The organism is Dubosiella muris, assembly GCF_004793885.1.
Lineage (GTDB): Bacteria > Bacillota_I > Bacilli_A > Erysipelotrichales > Erysipelotrichaceae > Dubosiella > Dubosiella muris.
This window is the reverse complement of sequence record NZ_SRYG01000007.1, coordinates 1-15,977: the sequence shown is the minus strand read 5'-3', so window position 1 is coordinate 15,977 and position 15,977 is coordinate 1. Positions and strand designations below refer to the sequence as shown.

The window sequence follows — 15,977 nt, the reverse complement described above, 5'->3', positions numbered from 1 at the left end:
GAACTTTAAGATCAAACTTAATCACCTAGTCTTTCCAATGCGGTTTTAAAAAACTCCTCCCGTCGCTCGTTGGACGTGAAGCGGGCCTTAATTGTCACGTTGCCCATCGTGGCTGCGTACGCAGGCGGCAAAAGCTCCGTTCCTAAATGCTCGTCGTTGAACATGGTTTCAATTTCCTGCGTGTTGTAGCGATACGGAATGCAGTCGCGCCGTCCCGCGAATCCAGCGGAGAATTTTCGAAGTTTCGAGTAGGAAGCGCTCTGACGCAACAGGACTTCCGCCCACAACTCGTAAACGTCGATATCGTTGGAATAGTTCATCAAATCCGGCGCGAATCCTCCAGGCGGACGGAAGTTCACTTCCAGGCCGATGAGCGTTCCTTTCTTTCCAAGGCCTTCGATGTCCTCGGTCAAACGGAAATACTCGCCATGGAAAAAACGGTTTTTCAATTCAAACGCGTCAATCACGTTTTGAGCGATTTGTCGATATTCCTCGCTGATGTTGAACGTGTAGAAGCAGCCAATCGAGTCCTGGTTCAAAACCGATTCCATGCAGTTGCCCACATATTCCATGCTTCCCAAAAAGCGGATCTTTCCTTGGGCGTCGCAAATCCCATCCAACGTGATGACATCGCCTTTTACGTACTCTTCCAGGATCATGCACAAATCCTTCGTGTTCTCGTAGTATTTTTCCAAGTCTTCCATGGAATACAAACTGTAGGTAAAGCTCGCGCCCACGCCATGATCCGGCTTGAGCACAAGAGGGAAGCCGATTTGTTCGGCGAACGCCTTCGCTTCTTCCAAAGAGCGGGGTAGACAATAGCGGGCCACAGGGACGCCGGCTTTTTCATAGTATTTCTTCATCGCGGCTTTGGACTGGAACTCGTTGATTTTTTCCAGCGAGAAACCGCTGCGCACATTAAAGTCGTCGCGCAGACGGGCGTCTAGTGCCAGCCACGCTTCGTTGTTGGATTCGATCCAGTCGATTTTGCCATATTTAAATGTAAAATAGGCGACGGCTTTCAGCATTTCGTCATAGTTGTGGAAGCTTTGCACCACATAGCATTCATCCACATTTTGTTTAAGTTCCGGACGTAAACTGTCATACGGCGCGTCGACAATCGCCAGCACTTTGGCACCGTATTTTTTCAGTCCACGGCAGAACATCCAGTAGTTTTCCGGATAGTTCGGGCTGATAAAAATAAAATTCACGATCAGTTTCCTCTTTCTCTCTCTTTTTCTATTACTGCATATTGGATCGCGACCACCGTCTTTGCGTCTTCGATTTCGCGATTCCGTACTTTTTCATACGCTTCGTCAAGCGGAAGCCAAAAGGAATCCAGGTCCTCGTCTTCGTCCTGGGCGAGTTCATGAACCGCTTTTCGCGGATTGCACGCCTTATAAATATAGATCCTCTCGTCGCAAAAACCCGGTGTGGACACGATCGTTTCGATCAACTCCAGAGAATCCGCCTCCAGGCGCGCTTCCTCGTTGAGTTCCCGCATTCCGCACGTCATCGGATCCTCGCCGTATTCCAGCTTGCCGGCCGGAATTTCAAGCGTTTCTTTTTCAATCGCGTGGCGGTATTGACGAACGAGCAGCACGCGCTCGTCTTTCACACACAAGACGCCGACCCCGCCAGGATGGCGGATGATTTCCCGTCGATAAGGTTTTCCATGGATTTCGACCTCTTTTTCAACCAGGTCGAAAATCATGCCTTTATACAAGTTTTTTTCCTTCATAAAATCATTCCTTTGCGTGCATTATATCACACTCGCTATTTGGAGAAAGAAAAAAATTGACGTTCATGAAAAAAATCCGGCGCGCCGGCCGGATCGTTACTGGATTTCATTTAAAAACGCGTTGGTAATCGCCTGGCCGATTTTTTCCTGGTAATCCGGATCCGTCAGGCGGGTGTAGTCTTCCGGATTGGATAAATAGCCAAGCTCAATCAAAATCGTCGGAATGTTTCGGTTGGAAAGAATCGAAAAATTGGAATAGTGATCTGTGTCGATTCCTTCGTAATTTGAAAAGTTGATCGCCACGAGCTCCTGGCCGATTTCATTGGCCAAAGCCACGTTTTGCTCATCCGGTCTTGTGAAGATGGTGAATCCCTTCATCAGAGGATCCGTCGTGTTTCCGGATTGGAAGCTGAGCAGGAAATCGACGTCCTGCGCCTGCATGTCGCTTAGACGCTGCGCGTTCACGAGATCCTCGCCGCTGGCGTCCACGTTGTCATCTTGTCGCGTGTACACGACTTCATATCCCGCGGCCTGAAGCTTCCGGCCGACTCGAAGCGCCAGTTCGAGATTGATTTCCTTTTCCGGAATTTCATTGTTTCCGACATAGCCCAGATCGGCGCCGCCATGGCTGGCGTCGATGCCGATGCGAATCTTCGATTGGGAAGACGATTGCGTAATATCCTCGTTCGTCACCGGGGCGCTTTCCCCGATCTGGGGAACCCGGATGTCTTTTTCGTTGGAAGAATTGGCGATATTAGGCTGGAGGACCAGCGCGATAAACAAACCCACACACAAAAACAACAGTGCACGTTTCACAGTATATCCTCCTTATCTTGTCCATATTAACACGAACCATTCCATTTGGCTATGGAGTGGACGAACAAACTTTGTATGCGGGCGACAAATTTGGTATAATCCATGAAGGTGATATAATGGAATTTCAAATCTCGATCGACCAGTTCGAAGGACCACTCGATCTCATGCTTCATTTGATCAAAACGAATAAGCTTGATTTGATGGATCTGGACATGAACACGCTGGCGACGCAATACATCGCGTATATCGCGCAAATGAAACAGCTCCAGCTTGAAATCGCGAGCGAGTATTTAAGCGAGCTGGCCAGTTTGATCGAATACAAAAGCCGAAAGCTTTTGCCGCGCAGCGAAGTGGCGATCGAAGAAGAATACGAGGAAGACCAGCGGGAAAAACTCGTTTCCCGCTTGATCGAATACCAGAAATACAAAGACGTCAGCGGACAGCTCAAAGCCCGCTACGAAGACCGCCAGCGCCATTTCGCCAGACCGGCCTCGTCGCTGATCGACGCCTGGGCCAAGCCGAAGGAAGACGGCGTCTTGCGCAATCAAAGCGTATACGAGCTGTCCAAGGCGTTTGAGCGCGTCTTGCACCGGCTCGCCTTGCTGGAGCCCTACGAAACCAAAGTCAGCATCAAGGAAATTTCCGTCGAGGAGCGCGTCGAGCAAATCGAAGCGCAGATGCGCCGCTTTGATTCAAGTCGCGTGTTCTCGTTTCAGGAGCTTTGCCAGGACTGCGTCAGCCTTCATATGGTTATCGTAACTTTTTTAGGGATCCTGGACATGATCCACGATCGAAAGTTGACGTTTCATCTGGGCGAGGATGATACGATTTATGTGCAGAAAGGAGCCATCGCATGAACAGCCGCAAAGCCATTGTGGAAGGTTTGATCTTCATGGCCGGAGAAGAAGGCTTGTCTTTGCTTCAGCTCCAGTCGCTGCTCCAGGAAGTAAGCCGGACAGAACTGCTGGCGCTGCTGGAAACCATCAAAGAGGAATACAGCCACGACGCCAAAGGAATCGAGCTCGTGGAGTACGCCTCCCGATATAAATTTGTCACAAAAGAATTTGTGTACCCCTACGGGGAAAAGCTGTTTGAGCAATTCAAAAAAGCGACGTTGTCGCAAGCGGCGATGGAAACATTGGCGATTATCGCGTATCGCCAGCCGATCACCCGCGTCGAGATCGAGGAGATCCGCGGAGTAAGCTGCGACGTGATGCTCAAAAAATTGCAGCTGCGCGGCTTGATCGAGGCCAAAGACCGGCTCGATGTGGTCGGCAAACCGCTGCTCTATCAAGTGACCGGGGAATTTTTGGACGCGTTCGAACTCGAAACGCTCGCCGAACTCCCCGAACTCGAAACCAAGGAAGTGCAGGAGGAATTGTTTGTTCAAAACAAGGAGGAACAATAAATGGAACGTCTTCAAAAAGTAATCGCGCAAGCGGGGATTTGCTCGCGCCGAAAAGCCGAGGAGCTCATTCAAGCGGGAAAGGTGAAAGTCAATGGCGTCATCGTCAAAACGCTTGGCGTCAAAGTGAGCGGCGGCGACGAGGTGGTCGTCAATGGCCGTCCGCTGACAAAAGAGGAAAAGGTGTATTACGTCATCAACAAACCGAAAGGGACGATTTGTTCCGTTCGGGATGAAAAAGACCGGCAAACCGTGCTTGACTATTTGCCAAAAGGCATCCGGATTTATCCGGTTGGACGGCTGGACTACGACACGAGCGGCGTGCTGCTTGTCACGAACGACGGAAAATTCACGAACCGCATGATCCATCCCAAATACCATTTGCCAAAAACATACATTGTCAACTTGCAAGGGATGCTCAGCGGCGAGGATATTTTCCGCCTGAAATCCGGATTAAAGACAAAAACGGAAAAATACGCGCCAGCCAAAGTGTCCATTAAACAAAAGGATTACACGCGCGACCGGATGATCGTGGAACTGACGATCCACGAAGGAAAAAACCATCAAGTCAAAAATATGATGGAAGCCCTCGGCCACCAGGTCCGGCGGCTTCACCGGTCCAGATTCGGAACGATCAGCGACGAAGGACTGCGTCCGGGAGAATACCGGCGGCTCAAACCGTATGAAATCAAACAGTTGACGGCGATGAGCGATAACGAGGGAGACGACAAAAAATGAAGCAAGTCTTTACCGATGCGAAATGCGCGCTAAACAACGAATTTTGCCTCGATGAAAAACAAGCTCATCATATTTTCGACGTTTTGCGAACGAGGGAAAACGAAACGATCCGCGTCATTTGCGATGACGAGGTGTTCCTGGCCCATCCGGCGAAAAAACCGTATTTGTACGTTTTCGGAAAGGAAGAAACGGAACCAAGGCTTGTCGACGTGACTTTGTGCGCGGCGCTCATCAAATCCGACCGTTTTGAATGGATGCTGCAAAAAGCGTGCGAGCTGGGCGTCAGCCGAATCGTCCCGTTCGTTTCCCGTTATTCCATCATCCAGCTCGACGATAAAAAGGCGCTGAAAAAAATGGAACGCTGGAACTCGATTTTGATGGCCGCCTGCCGCCAGTGCAATCGAAGCGACAAAGTGGAGCTGCTTCCGGTGACGACGATCGACAACCTGGCGGAATACAAAAGCCGATGCAATTTGGTCGCCTATGAAAAAGAAGACGAGCCAAGCCGCCATCTGGCCAATTTCCTGCAAAAAAATCCAAGCTCGGTCACGTTTTGCGTCGGACCGGAAGGCGGATTCACGCCGGCGGAAATCGAGCGGCTCAACGAACAAGGGTTCGCGAGCTGTTCGCTAGGCAACGATATTTTGCGGGCGGAAACGGCGGTATGCTATGTGCTCAGCTGCATCGAGTACCAAACGCACTGTCAAAACTGGGAGGTTGAATCATGAGGTTTTCCATCGTGACGCTTGGCTGCAAAGTCAACGCGTATGAATCGCAATTTTACGGCAAGGCGCTCAAGGAAAAGGGATGGACGGAGGACGACGAGAATTTCGACGTCATCGTTGTGAACACGTGCGCGGTGACCAACACCGCCGCCGCCAAATCGAGACAAATGCTTCATCGCGCCAAAAAGAAAAATCCAGACGCCTACGCGGTCGTGATTGGCTGCTACGCGCAAGTGGCCACGCCGGAAGAAAAAGAAAAAATCGGCGCCGATTTGCTGATTGGATCTAAAGATAAAAAGAAAGTGGCCGATTTGATTGAAAGCCACATAAAAACAAGAGAGCGGTTCGAAGACATTCAGCCGGTGGGCGAGCGCTTTGATTTTGAGGCGATGCCCATCGAGCAATTCGAAACAAAGCACCGGGCCTTTTTGAAGGTGCAGGACGGATGCAACCAGTTTTGCTCTTACTGCATCATTCCCTACGCCCGCGGAAGGGAGCGCTCCCTGGCGCTGGACGAAGTTGTTTCCATCGCCAAAAAACTGGAACAAAAAGGCCATTTGGAAATCGTGCTAACCGGGATCCACACCGGCCGCTACGACGATGGCGAACACGATCTCGTCGACTTGCTGGAGGCGCTTCTCGCCAATACAAGCGAAAAGGTCACATACCGGCTTTCCAGCATCGAGATCACGGAAATCAGCGACCGGTTTATCGCGCTGATGGCGCGCGAGCCGCGAATTCTCCACCATCTTCATATCCCGGTTCAGTCGGGATGCGACGCGACCTTAAAACGAATGAACCGTCCGTACACGATCCAGGAATTTCAAGATCGAGTAGAAGTGATTCGCCATTCGATTCCGGATGTTTCCATTTCCACGGATGTCATCGCCGGATTCAAACAGGAGAGCGACGAGGAGTTCGAACAGACAATGGAAAATTTAACGGCAATCGGCTTTTCGTTTCTGCATGTTTTTCCGTACTCCATTCGAAAGGGGACGGCGGCGGAAAAAATGCCGGGAACCGTCCATGGAGCCGTGGTTAAGGAACGCGTCGAGCGGCTTTTGGAGCAATCCAGACAGCTGCGTGCCAAGGATATGGCCCGTTTCAAGGAAGGGGATGTGCTCATTGAGCAGCAAGAGGGGGACGAATGGACAGGCTACACGAACCAGTACCATCCGGTTCGAATCGAAAGCGAGATCCCTTTGTCCGGACGTCTGCATGTGACGTTCGATTCGATTGAAGACGATCATTATCAAGTCAAAGTAAAAAAGGAAGATGAAAATGCGATTAAGTAAGCTATTTAAAAACGCGCCGACAGTCAATGTGAGCGGGCTGTGTTTCGATTCTCGAAAAGTCAAGAAAGACAATGTGTATTTCTGTTTGCCTGGCCTGACTTTTGACGGTCACGATTTTATTGACTCCGCCATTGAAAACGGGGCGATTTGCGTCGTGCACTCCAAAGAAATCCAGCACAAAAAAGACGGTGTTATTTATATCCGCGTTCACGATGTCAACGAGGCGATGAACCAGTGCGCCCGGATTTTTTACGGCAAGCCTTCGGATAAGATGACAATGTACGGCATTACCGGCACGAATGGAAAAAGCACAGTTGCCAACATCATTCGTTCGATTTTGGATCCGATCGAGCCATGCGGCTACATCGGAACGATCGCGATCGAATATGGCGACGTGAAGCTGATGCCGGATTTGACGACGCCCGACGCGCTGTTTTTGCAGTCGAAGCTCTCGGACATGGTCAACGCCGGAATGAAGGCGTGCGCGCTGGAAGTCAGCTCCCACGGTCTTTCCCAGGGGCGTGTCAACGGCATCAATTTCAACGTGGCGATCTTCACCAACTTCACGTACGACCACCTCGATTTTCACGGGACGCTGGAAAACTACTTTGACGCCAAAAGCATTTTGTTCAAAGACCGCGTCCGAAGCGACGGCGTGTGCATCCTGAACAAGGACGATCCAAAATACGCCGAGCTGGCCGCTCTTTGCGCCGCCCGCGTCGTGACATACGGCATTGAAAACGAGGCGGACTACCGCGCAATCCATATCCAGATGAACAACGAGGCTTCCCATTTCGATTTGGTTTACCAGGGCAAGTCGTATCCGGTAATGACCAATTTGGTGGCGACGTACAACATTTACAATTTGCTGGCGGCCATCGCGGCGCTGCATGAAACCGGAATCGAGCTGGAAAAAATCATCGCGGCGTGCTGCCAGATCCCGCAAGTGCAAGGACGTCTGGAGCAAATCAAGGAAGGGCAGGATTTCAACGTGATCGTCGATTTCGCCCACACGCCGGACGGCTTGCAAAAAGTGATGGAATTCGGACGTTCCATCACGAAGGAAGACGGCAATTTGATCGCCGTGTTTGGGTCGGCCGGCAAGCGCGATGTCGCCAAGCGAAAGGTGTTTGGCGAGCTGGCGGACAAGTATTGCGATTTTATCATTTTGACAGAAGACGATCCCCGGGACGAGGATCCAAAAGAAATCGCCGCGCAAATCAAGGAAGGTATTCAGGAAACGACGAACATCTTTATCGAAGACCGGTACGAAGCCATCCGGCAGGCGGTGGAAAGCGCGAAAACCGGCGATACGATTTTGCTGCTGGGAAAAGGCGACGAAGTGTTCATTTACCGGGAAAACGGACGCGCGCCATGGGTGGGTGACCATATGGCGGTGCGAGAGTGCATCCACAAATACCGGGGACAGTAAAAATGGAAGTCATCCGACAGGCGAAACCGGCCGACTCCGACGCCATCCGCGCTCTTTATGGCGCCATTCACGAAGCGATGAAAACGACAGGCGAGGCGATTTGGGACGACGTGTATCCGATGTGTATGGTGGACGAGGACATCGCCCACCAGCGCGTCTTCGTGCTTGAAGCCGGGGAGGAGATCGTTGGCGTGTATGTTTTGACGGCTAGCGAAAAGACGGATCTTGCCTGGGAACACGCTGGCGAGCAGAGTGGCACGCTGGCGCGTATGGGTGTGCATCCGTCGCGCTGGAATCGAGGCGATGGCCAGCGTTTGCTTCAGAGCGCGAAAGCGCAAGCCGCCAAACAAGGGTATGTCGCGTTGCGGCTTCTTGTCGTCGACTGGAATAGACGCGCCATGCACGCCTATGAACGGTGCGGCTTTCATCTGGTGGCGGGCGTACACTCTCTTGATACGGGGGAGCGGATCTTAAGAGAAACCGGCTACGAATGCCTCTTGAAAAAATAAATCAATTTCCTTGAAACAGGACTTGCTTTCTTGGAAAATCTTGATATAATCTTAATGTACAACTCGGGAAGGGAGGTTTTGTTCATGCCAAAAGTTGTTCTTAAAGAAAACGAACAATTAGATGACGCTTTAAGAAGATTTAAACGTCAAGTATCTCGCAACGGCACCCTTGCTGAGGCCCGCAAAAGAGAATTTTACGTTAAACCTGGCGTGCGCAGAAAATTAAAATCTGAAGCTGCACGCAAAGCTCGTAGAGGTAAATAATCTGCAGTTCTGCAGATTTTTTTTCTGTTGCACAAATGGAGGTATTTCTTGTCTTATCAAACATTGGACTATTCCGGGTATTCTTTTGACGACATGCAGACGCTGATCGGCTCTCATGATTGCCATATCCGCGCTATCGAGAAGGCTTTCGATACGGAAGTCGTCGTCCGCGCGCAGAAAATCAAAGTGGAAGAGGCGCTCGCGCCCGCAATCGAACTCGTGATCGAAAAGTGCCTGGAACGCATTCAGGATCGCGGCCGGTTATCGGAAAGCGACGTGCTGTATTTATGCGATTTGGCGAAAAAGGGAGAATTGAAGACATTCTCGATCAAGCGCGACGCACCGGTTGTCAAAACGAAGAGCGGGAAATTGATTTATCCGAAAACGATCGGCCAGACGATCCTTTGCAGCGCATTGGAAAACAACAACATCGTCTTTTCGACCGGTGTGGCGGGAACAGGAAAGACGTATCTTGCGGTAGCCTATGCCGTTTCGGAACTGAAAAAAGAAAAAGTGGAGAAGATCATATTGACCAGACCCGCCGTCGAGGCCGGGGAGTCGCTTGGCTTTTTGCCCGGCGACATGAAGGAAAAAGTCGATCCGTATCTTCGGCCGCTGTATGACGCCCTCAACGAAATGCTTGGCGCGGAAATCGTCGAAAAGTATTTGGAAAAGGAAATCATCGAAATCGCGCCGCTCGCGTTTATGCGCGGACGGACGCTTAACGATGCGATCGTTATCCTGGATGAGGCGCAAAACACGACGAAAGCGCAAATGAAAATGTTTTTGACGCGAATGGGGCGCAACGCGAAAATGATCGTGACCGGCGATATCACCCAAATCGACCTGATTCGAAAAAAGGACTCCGGCCTGACGCAGGCGTGCGAGATTTTGGAAGGAATCGAAGGAATCGAGATCGTCCACCTGCATGACAGCGACGTCGTCCGCAATCCACTCGTTCAAAAGATCATTGAGCGCTATGCGAAAGTTGAATAAAGTCGATTCAACTGGTATACTGAAAAAAATTAGTGAAAGGTGAGATAGTATGGGAAGACACTTTGAGGTCCGTGCTGCCGCGATGCAGAAAACGGCCAATCAAAAAGCAAAAGTATATTCTAGATATTCGAAAGAGATCCTGGTCGCCGCCAAAAACGGGGATCCGAATCCGGACATGAACCAGACTTTGAAAAAAGCCATTGAGCGCGCCAAGGCCAACAACGTGCCGGCGGACGTTATCAAGCGGGCGATTGACAAGGCGAAATCGAGCGCGGATGAAAACTTCTCCTCCGCCCGGTACGAAGGATTTGGTTCCGGTGGCGGAAGCACGATCATTATCGACTGTCTGACCGACAACGCCAATCGGACGATCGCGAACCTGCGCGCCTGCTTCAACAAGAGCCACGCCAAACTCGGTGTGGGCGGCTCGGTTTCCTTTGGCTACGAGCATCTTGGCGTCATCGTCATCGAATACGCCGACGAGGAGGCGATGATGGACGCCATGATCGAACACGACATCGACTTGAACGATGTCGAAATCGAAGACGGATACATGACGATCACCGTGGATCCTAACCAGCTCGACGACGCGAAAACCGTCGTGGAAGAGCTGATTCCGGATGTGAAATTCCTCGTACTTGAAGATAAAATGGTTCCAAACGAAACCGTGGAACTCGAAGGGGAAGACAAAGACTTGTTCAAACGTCTTGTCACTCTTCTCGACGACGTGGACGACGTGCAAAACGTTTACCACAACGTCAGCAACTTAGATGACTAAAAATACGATCCAATGAAAAAGAGACGGATCCAGGCGTGTTCACAGAGAGAAATGGGACGCTGAGACATTTCAACACAAATGGAAACGGGACACTTTGGAGGAATCAGGAGGAAATGCCTGATCGTTCGTCGCGTTAAGACTAGAGCGCTTACAAAACGTAAGAAATAAGGTGGCACCGCGCAACCGCGTCCTTATATCGTTTTCGGGCGCTTTTTTTTATAGGAGGAAAATAAAAAATGAGCTACCAGATCCCTCGAGGCACGCAGGATATCCTGCCCGCCTCCTCATCCAAATGGCAGGCGCTGGAGCAGACGCTTCGTCATTTCTGCTATTTGTATGGATTCAACGAAATTCGCACCCCGTTTTTTGAACACACGAACGTGTTCAAGCGGGACAACGACTCCAGCGACATGGTCAACAAGGAAATGTACACGTTCCAGCTCGCCAACTCGAGCACGTCGCTGACGCTGCGCCCGGAAGGAACGGCGGGCGTTGTGCGCAGCTTTGTCGAAAACAAAATGTACGCCGATCCCGATTTGCCAATCAAAATGTACTATATGGGGCCGATGGCACGGCACGAGCGGCCGCAAAAAGGACGGCTGCGGCTCTTCAACCAGTTTGGCGTCGAGTCGCTTGGTGTTAAAGATCCATACGCGGATGTCGAAGTCATCGTCCTGGCGTATTCGATTTTGAAAGCGCTCGGTCTTAACGACATCAAAGTGCTGCTGAACACCTTGGGCGACGACGAGAGCCGGGCCGCGTACCGCAACGCGCTGCGGGAATACTTTGCGCCGTATGTCGGTGATCTTTGCGCGGACTGCAAACGTCGCTACGAACAAAATCCACTCCGGCTTCTGGACTGCAAAATCGACCACGACAAGGAATGCATGAAAGACGCGCCGCGCATGGCCGACTATCTCAACGAGGAAAGCCGGCGTTATTTTGACACGGTTTGCCAGGCGCTGGAACAGCTGGACATTCCATACGAGATCGACAGCAAGCTCGTCCGCGGCCTGGACTACTATACGCATACCGTGTTTGAAATCGTGTCGCTGAACAAGGAAATGGGCGCGCAGTCCACTGTGCTTGCCGGCGGTCGCTACGATGGCTTGATCCCGTATTTTGGCGGACCGGAAGGCATGAGCGGCATCGGCTGGGCGCTTGGAATGGAACGGCTGCTGATCGCTTTGGAAGCCGAAGGCATCAATTTGGAAGAAGACAACGGTCTGGACGCCTATGTCATGGTTCTGGACAAAGAAGCGCGCGGGTACGCGTTTGAAGTGCTGACGGAGCTGCGCGCGTATGGCTATCGCAGCGAAATGGACTTGATCGGGCGCTCGTTCAAAGGCCAGTTCAAAACGGTCGACCGCAAGCACGCCAAAACCGCCTTTTTGATTGGCAGCAAGGAAATGGAAGAACAAAGCGTGACAATCAAACTGCTTGAAAAACGGGAACAAGTTAACATTCCGGTGGCGGACATGGTCGCTTTCCTGGACCGGCAGCTGGTGGAAGAGGAAGAAGAACACCATCATCACCATCACGAACACGAGGAGGAATAAACGATGTACAGAACGAAATACAATGGAACATTGCGGGAAGCCAACGTCGGCGAGCGGGTGCAGCTTGTCGGCTGGGTTTCCAAAAAAAGAAATTTCGGGCAGCTTTGCTTTATCGACCTACGGGACACGACGGGCATTTGCCAGCTTGTGTTTGACGAGCAAATCGCGCCGGAAGTCAAAGACGTGCGAAACGAGTACGTCATTCAAGTCGAAGGCGTCGTGGAAAAGCGAAAGGATCCCAATCCCGCCATGCCAACCGGAGCGATCGAAGTTCTCGTTGACAAGGTGAATATCATCAACACCGCCAAGACGACACCGCTCATCATCGCGGATGAAACCGACGCGCTTGAGGACACGCGGATGGAATACCGCTATCTGGATCTTCGTCGTCCGATCATGCAGCAGCGGCTGAAAACCCGCCACGCGGTCAGCCGCTCCTTGCGCGACTATTTAGACAACCACGGTTTTTTGGAAGTGGAAACGCCAATGCTTGGCAAATCGACGCCGGAAGGCGCGCGCGACTACTTGGTGCCTAGCCGCGTCCATCCCGGATCGTTTTACGCTTTGCCGCAGTCGCCGCAGCTGTACAAGCAGCTGCTCATGATCGCGGGACTCGACAAGTACTATCAGTTCGCGCGCTGCTTCCGCGACGAGGATTTGCGGGCGGACCGCCAGACGGACTTTACCCAGGTCGATATTGAAACGTCGTTTTTAAGCGAGCAGGAAATCATGGATTTCACCGAGGAAATGCTGTGCAAGACGATGCGGGAAGTCAAAGGCATCGAAGTCGAACGTCCGTTTTTGAAGCTGACCTGGGACGAGGCCATGAACAAATACGGATCCGACAAGCCGGACAACCGGTTTGGCATGGTGTTTGAAGACTTGACCGAGCAATGCAAAGGAATCGAGTTTCCAGTCTTCCAGTCGGCGGAAACGATCAAAGGCTTTTTGGCGGACGACTTCCACGCTTCCAACAAGGAAGTGAAAAAGCTAACCGACCTTGTGAAGAAAAACGGCGGCAAGGGACTGGTCGTTTTCAAAATGCAGGATGGCGTCCTGTCGGGACCGGCCCGCAAGTTTTTTAGCGACGACGACGAAAAGGCGCTCATTGCAACTATGGGCGCAAAAGACGGCGACACGATCTTTATCGTGGCGGACACATGGCGAAAGGCCTGCACGGCGCTTGGCGCACTGCGCAGCGAAATCGCCCGGCAAAAAGGGTTGAAGAAAAACGACGAGTTCTCGTTTCTTTGGGTCGTGGATTTCCCGATGTTCGAATGGAGCGAGGAGGAAGGTCGCTACGTGAGCGAGCACCATCCGTTCACGATGCCGAAAACAGAAGACTTGCCGCTGCTTGACACGGATCCTTCCAAAGTGAAGACCAACGCCTACGACATCATCCTGAACGGATACGAGTTGGGCGGAGGCAGCATGCGGATTTACGACAACGACTTGCAAAAGAAGATTTTCAAGATTCTTGGCTTGAGCGACGAGGACATTCAAAACAAGTTCGGTTTCTTCGTGGACGCCTTCCAGTACGGAACGCCTCCGCATGGAGGACTGGCGCTCGGGTTTGACCGGGTCGCCATGATTTTGGCGGAAACGGATTCGATTCGCGACGTGATCGCCTTCCCGAAAAACGCGGCCGCGAAATGCCCGATGTCCAAAGCGCCGACGCCGGTGGATCCAAAGCAGCTGGACGAGCTCCACATCGCCGTGACGGAAAAAGAATAATGGCAAACGAAGTGCGGGTTTTCGGGACATTTGGCCCGACGCTTCACACGTGCGGGCAAATCGAGGCGATGATCCGTCTTGGAATGACGGGCATCCGGCTCAATCTTTCCCATTCCTCCCTGGAACAAAGCCGTGAATGGATCGAGGCGCTGCGGCTCGCGGAGCAAAAAACCGGAAAAAAAGTCGAGCTCTTGATTGACATGAAAGGGCCGGAGCTTCGGGTCGGCCGCATCGAAAACGGGATCCATTTGCTGTGTGGAGACATTGTGCGTTTTGGCGAGCGCATTCCGGTGCCGCCTGTCGTGCTGTCCGCCGCTGAAAAAGGCGACCGCGTGCTGCTGGATGACGGCAAGATTTTAGCCGAGGTCAAACGGGTCGGGGAAGGCTTTTTCGATGGTGAGATCATTTTGGGCGGCAAGCTGACATCGAACAAAAGCGTCGCGATCGAGCACAAGGAGCTTTGCCAGCCGCCGCTTTGCGCCGAGGATCTCGAAAACATCCGGCAAATCAAGGCGTTTGGCGTCGATAGCGTCATGCAGCCGTTTGTGCGGGACGCCAGCGATTTGGTCAAGGTCAGGGAAACGCTGGACCGATTCGGGGCGAATGTGAAAGTGTATGCCAAAATCGAAAGCGAAAGCGGATGGAAAAATCTGGAATCTCTTTTTCCGGTTTGCGATGAAATCGTCATCGCCCGGGGCGATTTGGCCAACGCGGTCGGCTTGGACTGGATTCCAATCGTCCAGCACGACATCGAGCGCCGCTGCAAGGCGGCCGGCAAACCGTATATGGTCGTGACGCAAATGCTTGACTCGATGATCGAGCGGCCGGTTCCGACACGCGCAGAAGTCAACGATGTCTTTCACGCGGTGTACGATGGCGCCTCCTCGATCATGTTGACGGGAGAAGTCGCCAATAGTAAAAACGCGCAGCGGGCGATGAAAATTTTTACCGATATCGTAAAAAATACGGTACAATATACGAGGAAGGAGAAATGAGAACATGAAAACAGCGTTAGTCATTATGGCTGCCGGTCTGGGGTCGCGCTATGGCGGCGGGATCAAGCAGCTGGAAGGCGTGGGACCAAACGGCGAAATCATCATGGATTATTCGATCCACGACGCGATCGAAGCCGGTTTCAATAAAATCATCTTTATTATTCGAAAGGACATCGAACCGGACTTTATGGAGGTCATTGGCGACCGAATCGAAAAAATGTGTGCGCAGCACGGGGTAGAAGTCCAATACGCGTACCAGTCCCTGACGGATCTGCCGGATGGAATCCAGCCGGTTGGGGAGCGGAAAAAGCCATGGGGAACCGGACAAGCGGTTTTGGCGTGCCGCGAATTGATTCAGGAGCCGTTTGTCGTCATCAACGCGGACGACTACTATGGCAAGGAGGCGTTCGTCGCGATCCAAAATTTCCTGCAGCACTACGATCCGAAGCATCCGGATCATTACTGCATGGCGGGATTTTTGTTAAAAAACACGTTGTCGGATTTTGGCGGCGTGACCCGCGGCATTTGCAAGGTGAACGACAACATGGAACTGGTTGATGTCCAGGAAACGAAGAACATCGTCAAAACGAAGGACGGCGCCGAGGCGGATGGCAAGCCGCTGGATCTCGATTCGTTCGTTTCGATGAACATGTGGGGCTTGACACCGGAATTTGTCGACCGGCTTTCCAAAGGATTTGTCGACTTTTTCGAGCAAAACAAAGGCAACGAGAACAGCGCGGAGTTTTTGCTGCCGATCTTTATCGGGCAGGAATTGCCAAAAGGGGAGTTTGACGTGAAAGTGCTGCAAACCAACGACAAATGGTTTGGCGTGACGTTCAAGGAGGACAAGCCGCAAGTCGTCGCCTCGTTTGAAAAACTCATCGAGGATGGCGTGTATCGAAACGACTTGTTTTCGGATTTAAACAAGGAGCAGGAAGGGGCTGTAACGGGTAAGTAAAAAAATATCCGGCTCCCGAAATAAAAAAAGGA

General features: G+C 51.8%; 17 protein-coding genes. 14 read left to right on the top strand and 3 right to left on the bottom strand.

What is annotated here, in order from left to right; all coding sequences use genetic code 11:
- Positions 1-17: 17 nt before the first annotated feature.
- The 3 genes from E5336_RS04440 to E5336_RS04430 all read right to left on the bottom strand — a co-directional run bounded on the left by E5336_RS04440 (position 18) and on the right by E5336_RS04430 (position 2,557).
- Positions 18-1,211 (bottom strand): ATP-grasp domain-containing protein, encoded by a 1,194-nt coding sequence (locus E5336_RS04440; protein WP_135979871.1) that lies wholly within the window; start codon positions 1,209-1,211, stop codon positions 18-20.
- 2 nt (positions 1,212-1,213) lie between these two features.
- Positions 1,214-1,741: an NUDIX hydrolase gene (locus tag E5336_RS04435; protein WP_135979870.1), complete on the bottom strand. Its 528-nt coding sequence runs from the start codon at positions 1,739-1,741 to the stop codon at positions 1,214-1,216.
- 96 nt (positions 1,742-1,837) lie between these two features.
- Complete coding sequence (locus E5336_RS04430; RefSeq protein WP_135979869.1) at positions 1,838-2,557, bottom strand: N-acetylmuramoyl-L-alanine amidase; 720 nt, start codon at positions 2,555-2,557, stop codon at positions 1,838-1,840.
- Positions 2,558-2,673: 116 nt separating this feature from the next.
- On the opposite strand from E5336_RS04430, the gene E5336_RS04425 reads away from it, so the two are divergent.
- From E5336_RS04425 to E5336_RS04360, 14 genes are all read left to right on the top strand, one after another.
- A complete protein-coding gene (locus E5336_RS04425) occupies positions 2,674-3,414 on the top strand; it encodes a segregation and condensation protein A (RefSeq protein ID WP_135979868.1) in 741 nt (246 codons plus the stop codon).
- Entirely contained in the window at positions 3,411-3,965 is a 555-nt protein-coding gene (gene scpB, locus E5336_RS04420; RefSeq protein ID WP_135979867.1) for an SMC-Scp complex subunit ScpB, read from the top strand. Before E5336_RS04425 ends, scpB begins: the two co-directional genes overlap by 4 nt.
- A complete protein-coding gene (locus E5336_RS04415) occupies positions 3,966-4,700 on the top strand; it encodes a pseudouridine synthase (RefSeq protein ID WP_135979866.1) in 735 nt (244 codons plus the stop codon).
- Positions 4,697-5,428, top strand: a complete 732-nt coding sequence (locus E5336_RS04410) for an RsmE family RNA methyltransferase (RefSeq protein ID WP_135979865.1) — start codon at positions 4,697-4,699, stop codon at positions 5,426-5,428. Before E5336_RS04415 ends, E5336_RS04410 begins: the two co-directional genes overlap by 4 nt.
- The gene (gene mtaB / locus E5336_RS04405; protein ID WP_277820779.1) at positions 5,425-6,720 is read left to right on the top strand and encodes a tRNA (N(6)-L-threonylcarbamoyladenosine(37)-C(2))-methylthiotransferase MtaB; all 1,296 of its coding nucleotides are present in this window, start codon (positions 5,425-5,427) and stop codon (positions 6,718-6,720) included. The genes E5336_RS04410 and mtaB overlap by 4 nt, the downstream gene beginning before the upstream one ends.
- The gene (locus E5336_RS04400) at positions 6,707-8,152 is read left to right on the top strand and encodes a UDP-N-acetylmuramoyl-L-alanyl-D-glutamate--2,6-diaminopimelate ligase (protein WP_135979863.1); all 1,446 of its coding nucleotides are present in this window, start codon (positions 6,707-6,709) and stop codon (positions 8,150-8,152) included. Before mtaB ends, E5336_RS04400 begins: the two co-directional genes overlap by 14 nt.
- Before the next feature lie 2 nt (positions 8,153-8,154).
- Positions 8,155-8,661 (top strand): GNAT family N-acetyltransferase, encoded by a 507-nt coding sequence (locus tag E5336_RS04395; RefSeq protein ID WP_135979862.1) that lies wholly within the window; start codon positions 8,155-8,157, stop codon positions 8,659-8,661.
- Between the two features lie 84 nt (positions 8,662-8,745).
- Positions 8,746-8,925 (top strand): 30S ribosomal protein S21, encoded by a 180-nt coding sequence (gene rpsU / locus E5336_RS04390; protein ID WP_016318853.1) that lies wholly within the window; start codon positions 8,746-8,748, stop codon positions 8,923-8,925.
- Positions 8,926-9,018: 93 nt separating this feature from the next.
- Positions 9,019-9,921, top strand: coding sequence for a PhoH family protein (locus tag E5336_RS04385; RefSeq protein WP_135979955.1), 903 nt, complete (start codon positions 9,019-9,021; stop codon positions 9,919-9,921).
- Between the two features lie 49 nt (positions 9,922-9,970).
- Positions 9,971-10,699, top strand: coding sequence for a YebC/PmpR family DNA-binding transcriptional regulator (locus E5336_RS04380; protein WP_135979861.1), 729 nt, complete (start codon positions 9,971-9,973; stop codon positions 10,697-10,699).
- A 236-nt stretch (positions 10,700-10,935) separates the two neighbouring features.
- A complete protein-coding gene (gene hisS, locus E5336_RS04375) occupies positions 10,936-12,258 on the top strand; it encodes a histidine--tRNA ligase (RefSeq protein WP_135979860.1) in 1,323 nt (440 codons plus the stop codon).
- A gap of 3 nt (positions 12,259-12,261) precedes the next feature.
- The gene (gene aspS / locus E5336_RS04370; RefSeq protein ID WP_135979859.1) at positions 12,262-13,992 is read left to right on the top strand and encodes an aspartate--tRNA ligase; all 1,731 of its coding nucleotides are present in this window, start codon (positions 12,262-12,264) and stop codon (positions 13,990-13,992) included.
- Positions 13,992-14,987 carry a pyruvate kinase gene (locus E5336_RS04365; protein WP_168353550.1) on the top strand — a complete coding sequence of 332 codons (996 nt, stop codon included), beginning with the start codon at positions 13,992-13,994 and terminating at the stop codon, positions 14,985-14,987. Before aspS ends, E5336_RS04365 begins: the two co-directional genes overlap by 1 nt.
- A 4-nt stretch (positions 14,988-14,991) precedes the next feature.
- Positions 14,992-15,945, top strand: coding sequence for a sugar phosphate nucleotidyltransferase (locus tag E5336_RS04360; protein ID WP_135979857.1), 954 nt, complete (start codon positions 14,992-14,994; stop codon positions 15,943-15,945).
- The last annotated feature ends 32 nt before the right edge of the window (positions 15,946-15,977 follow it).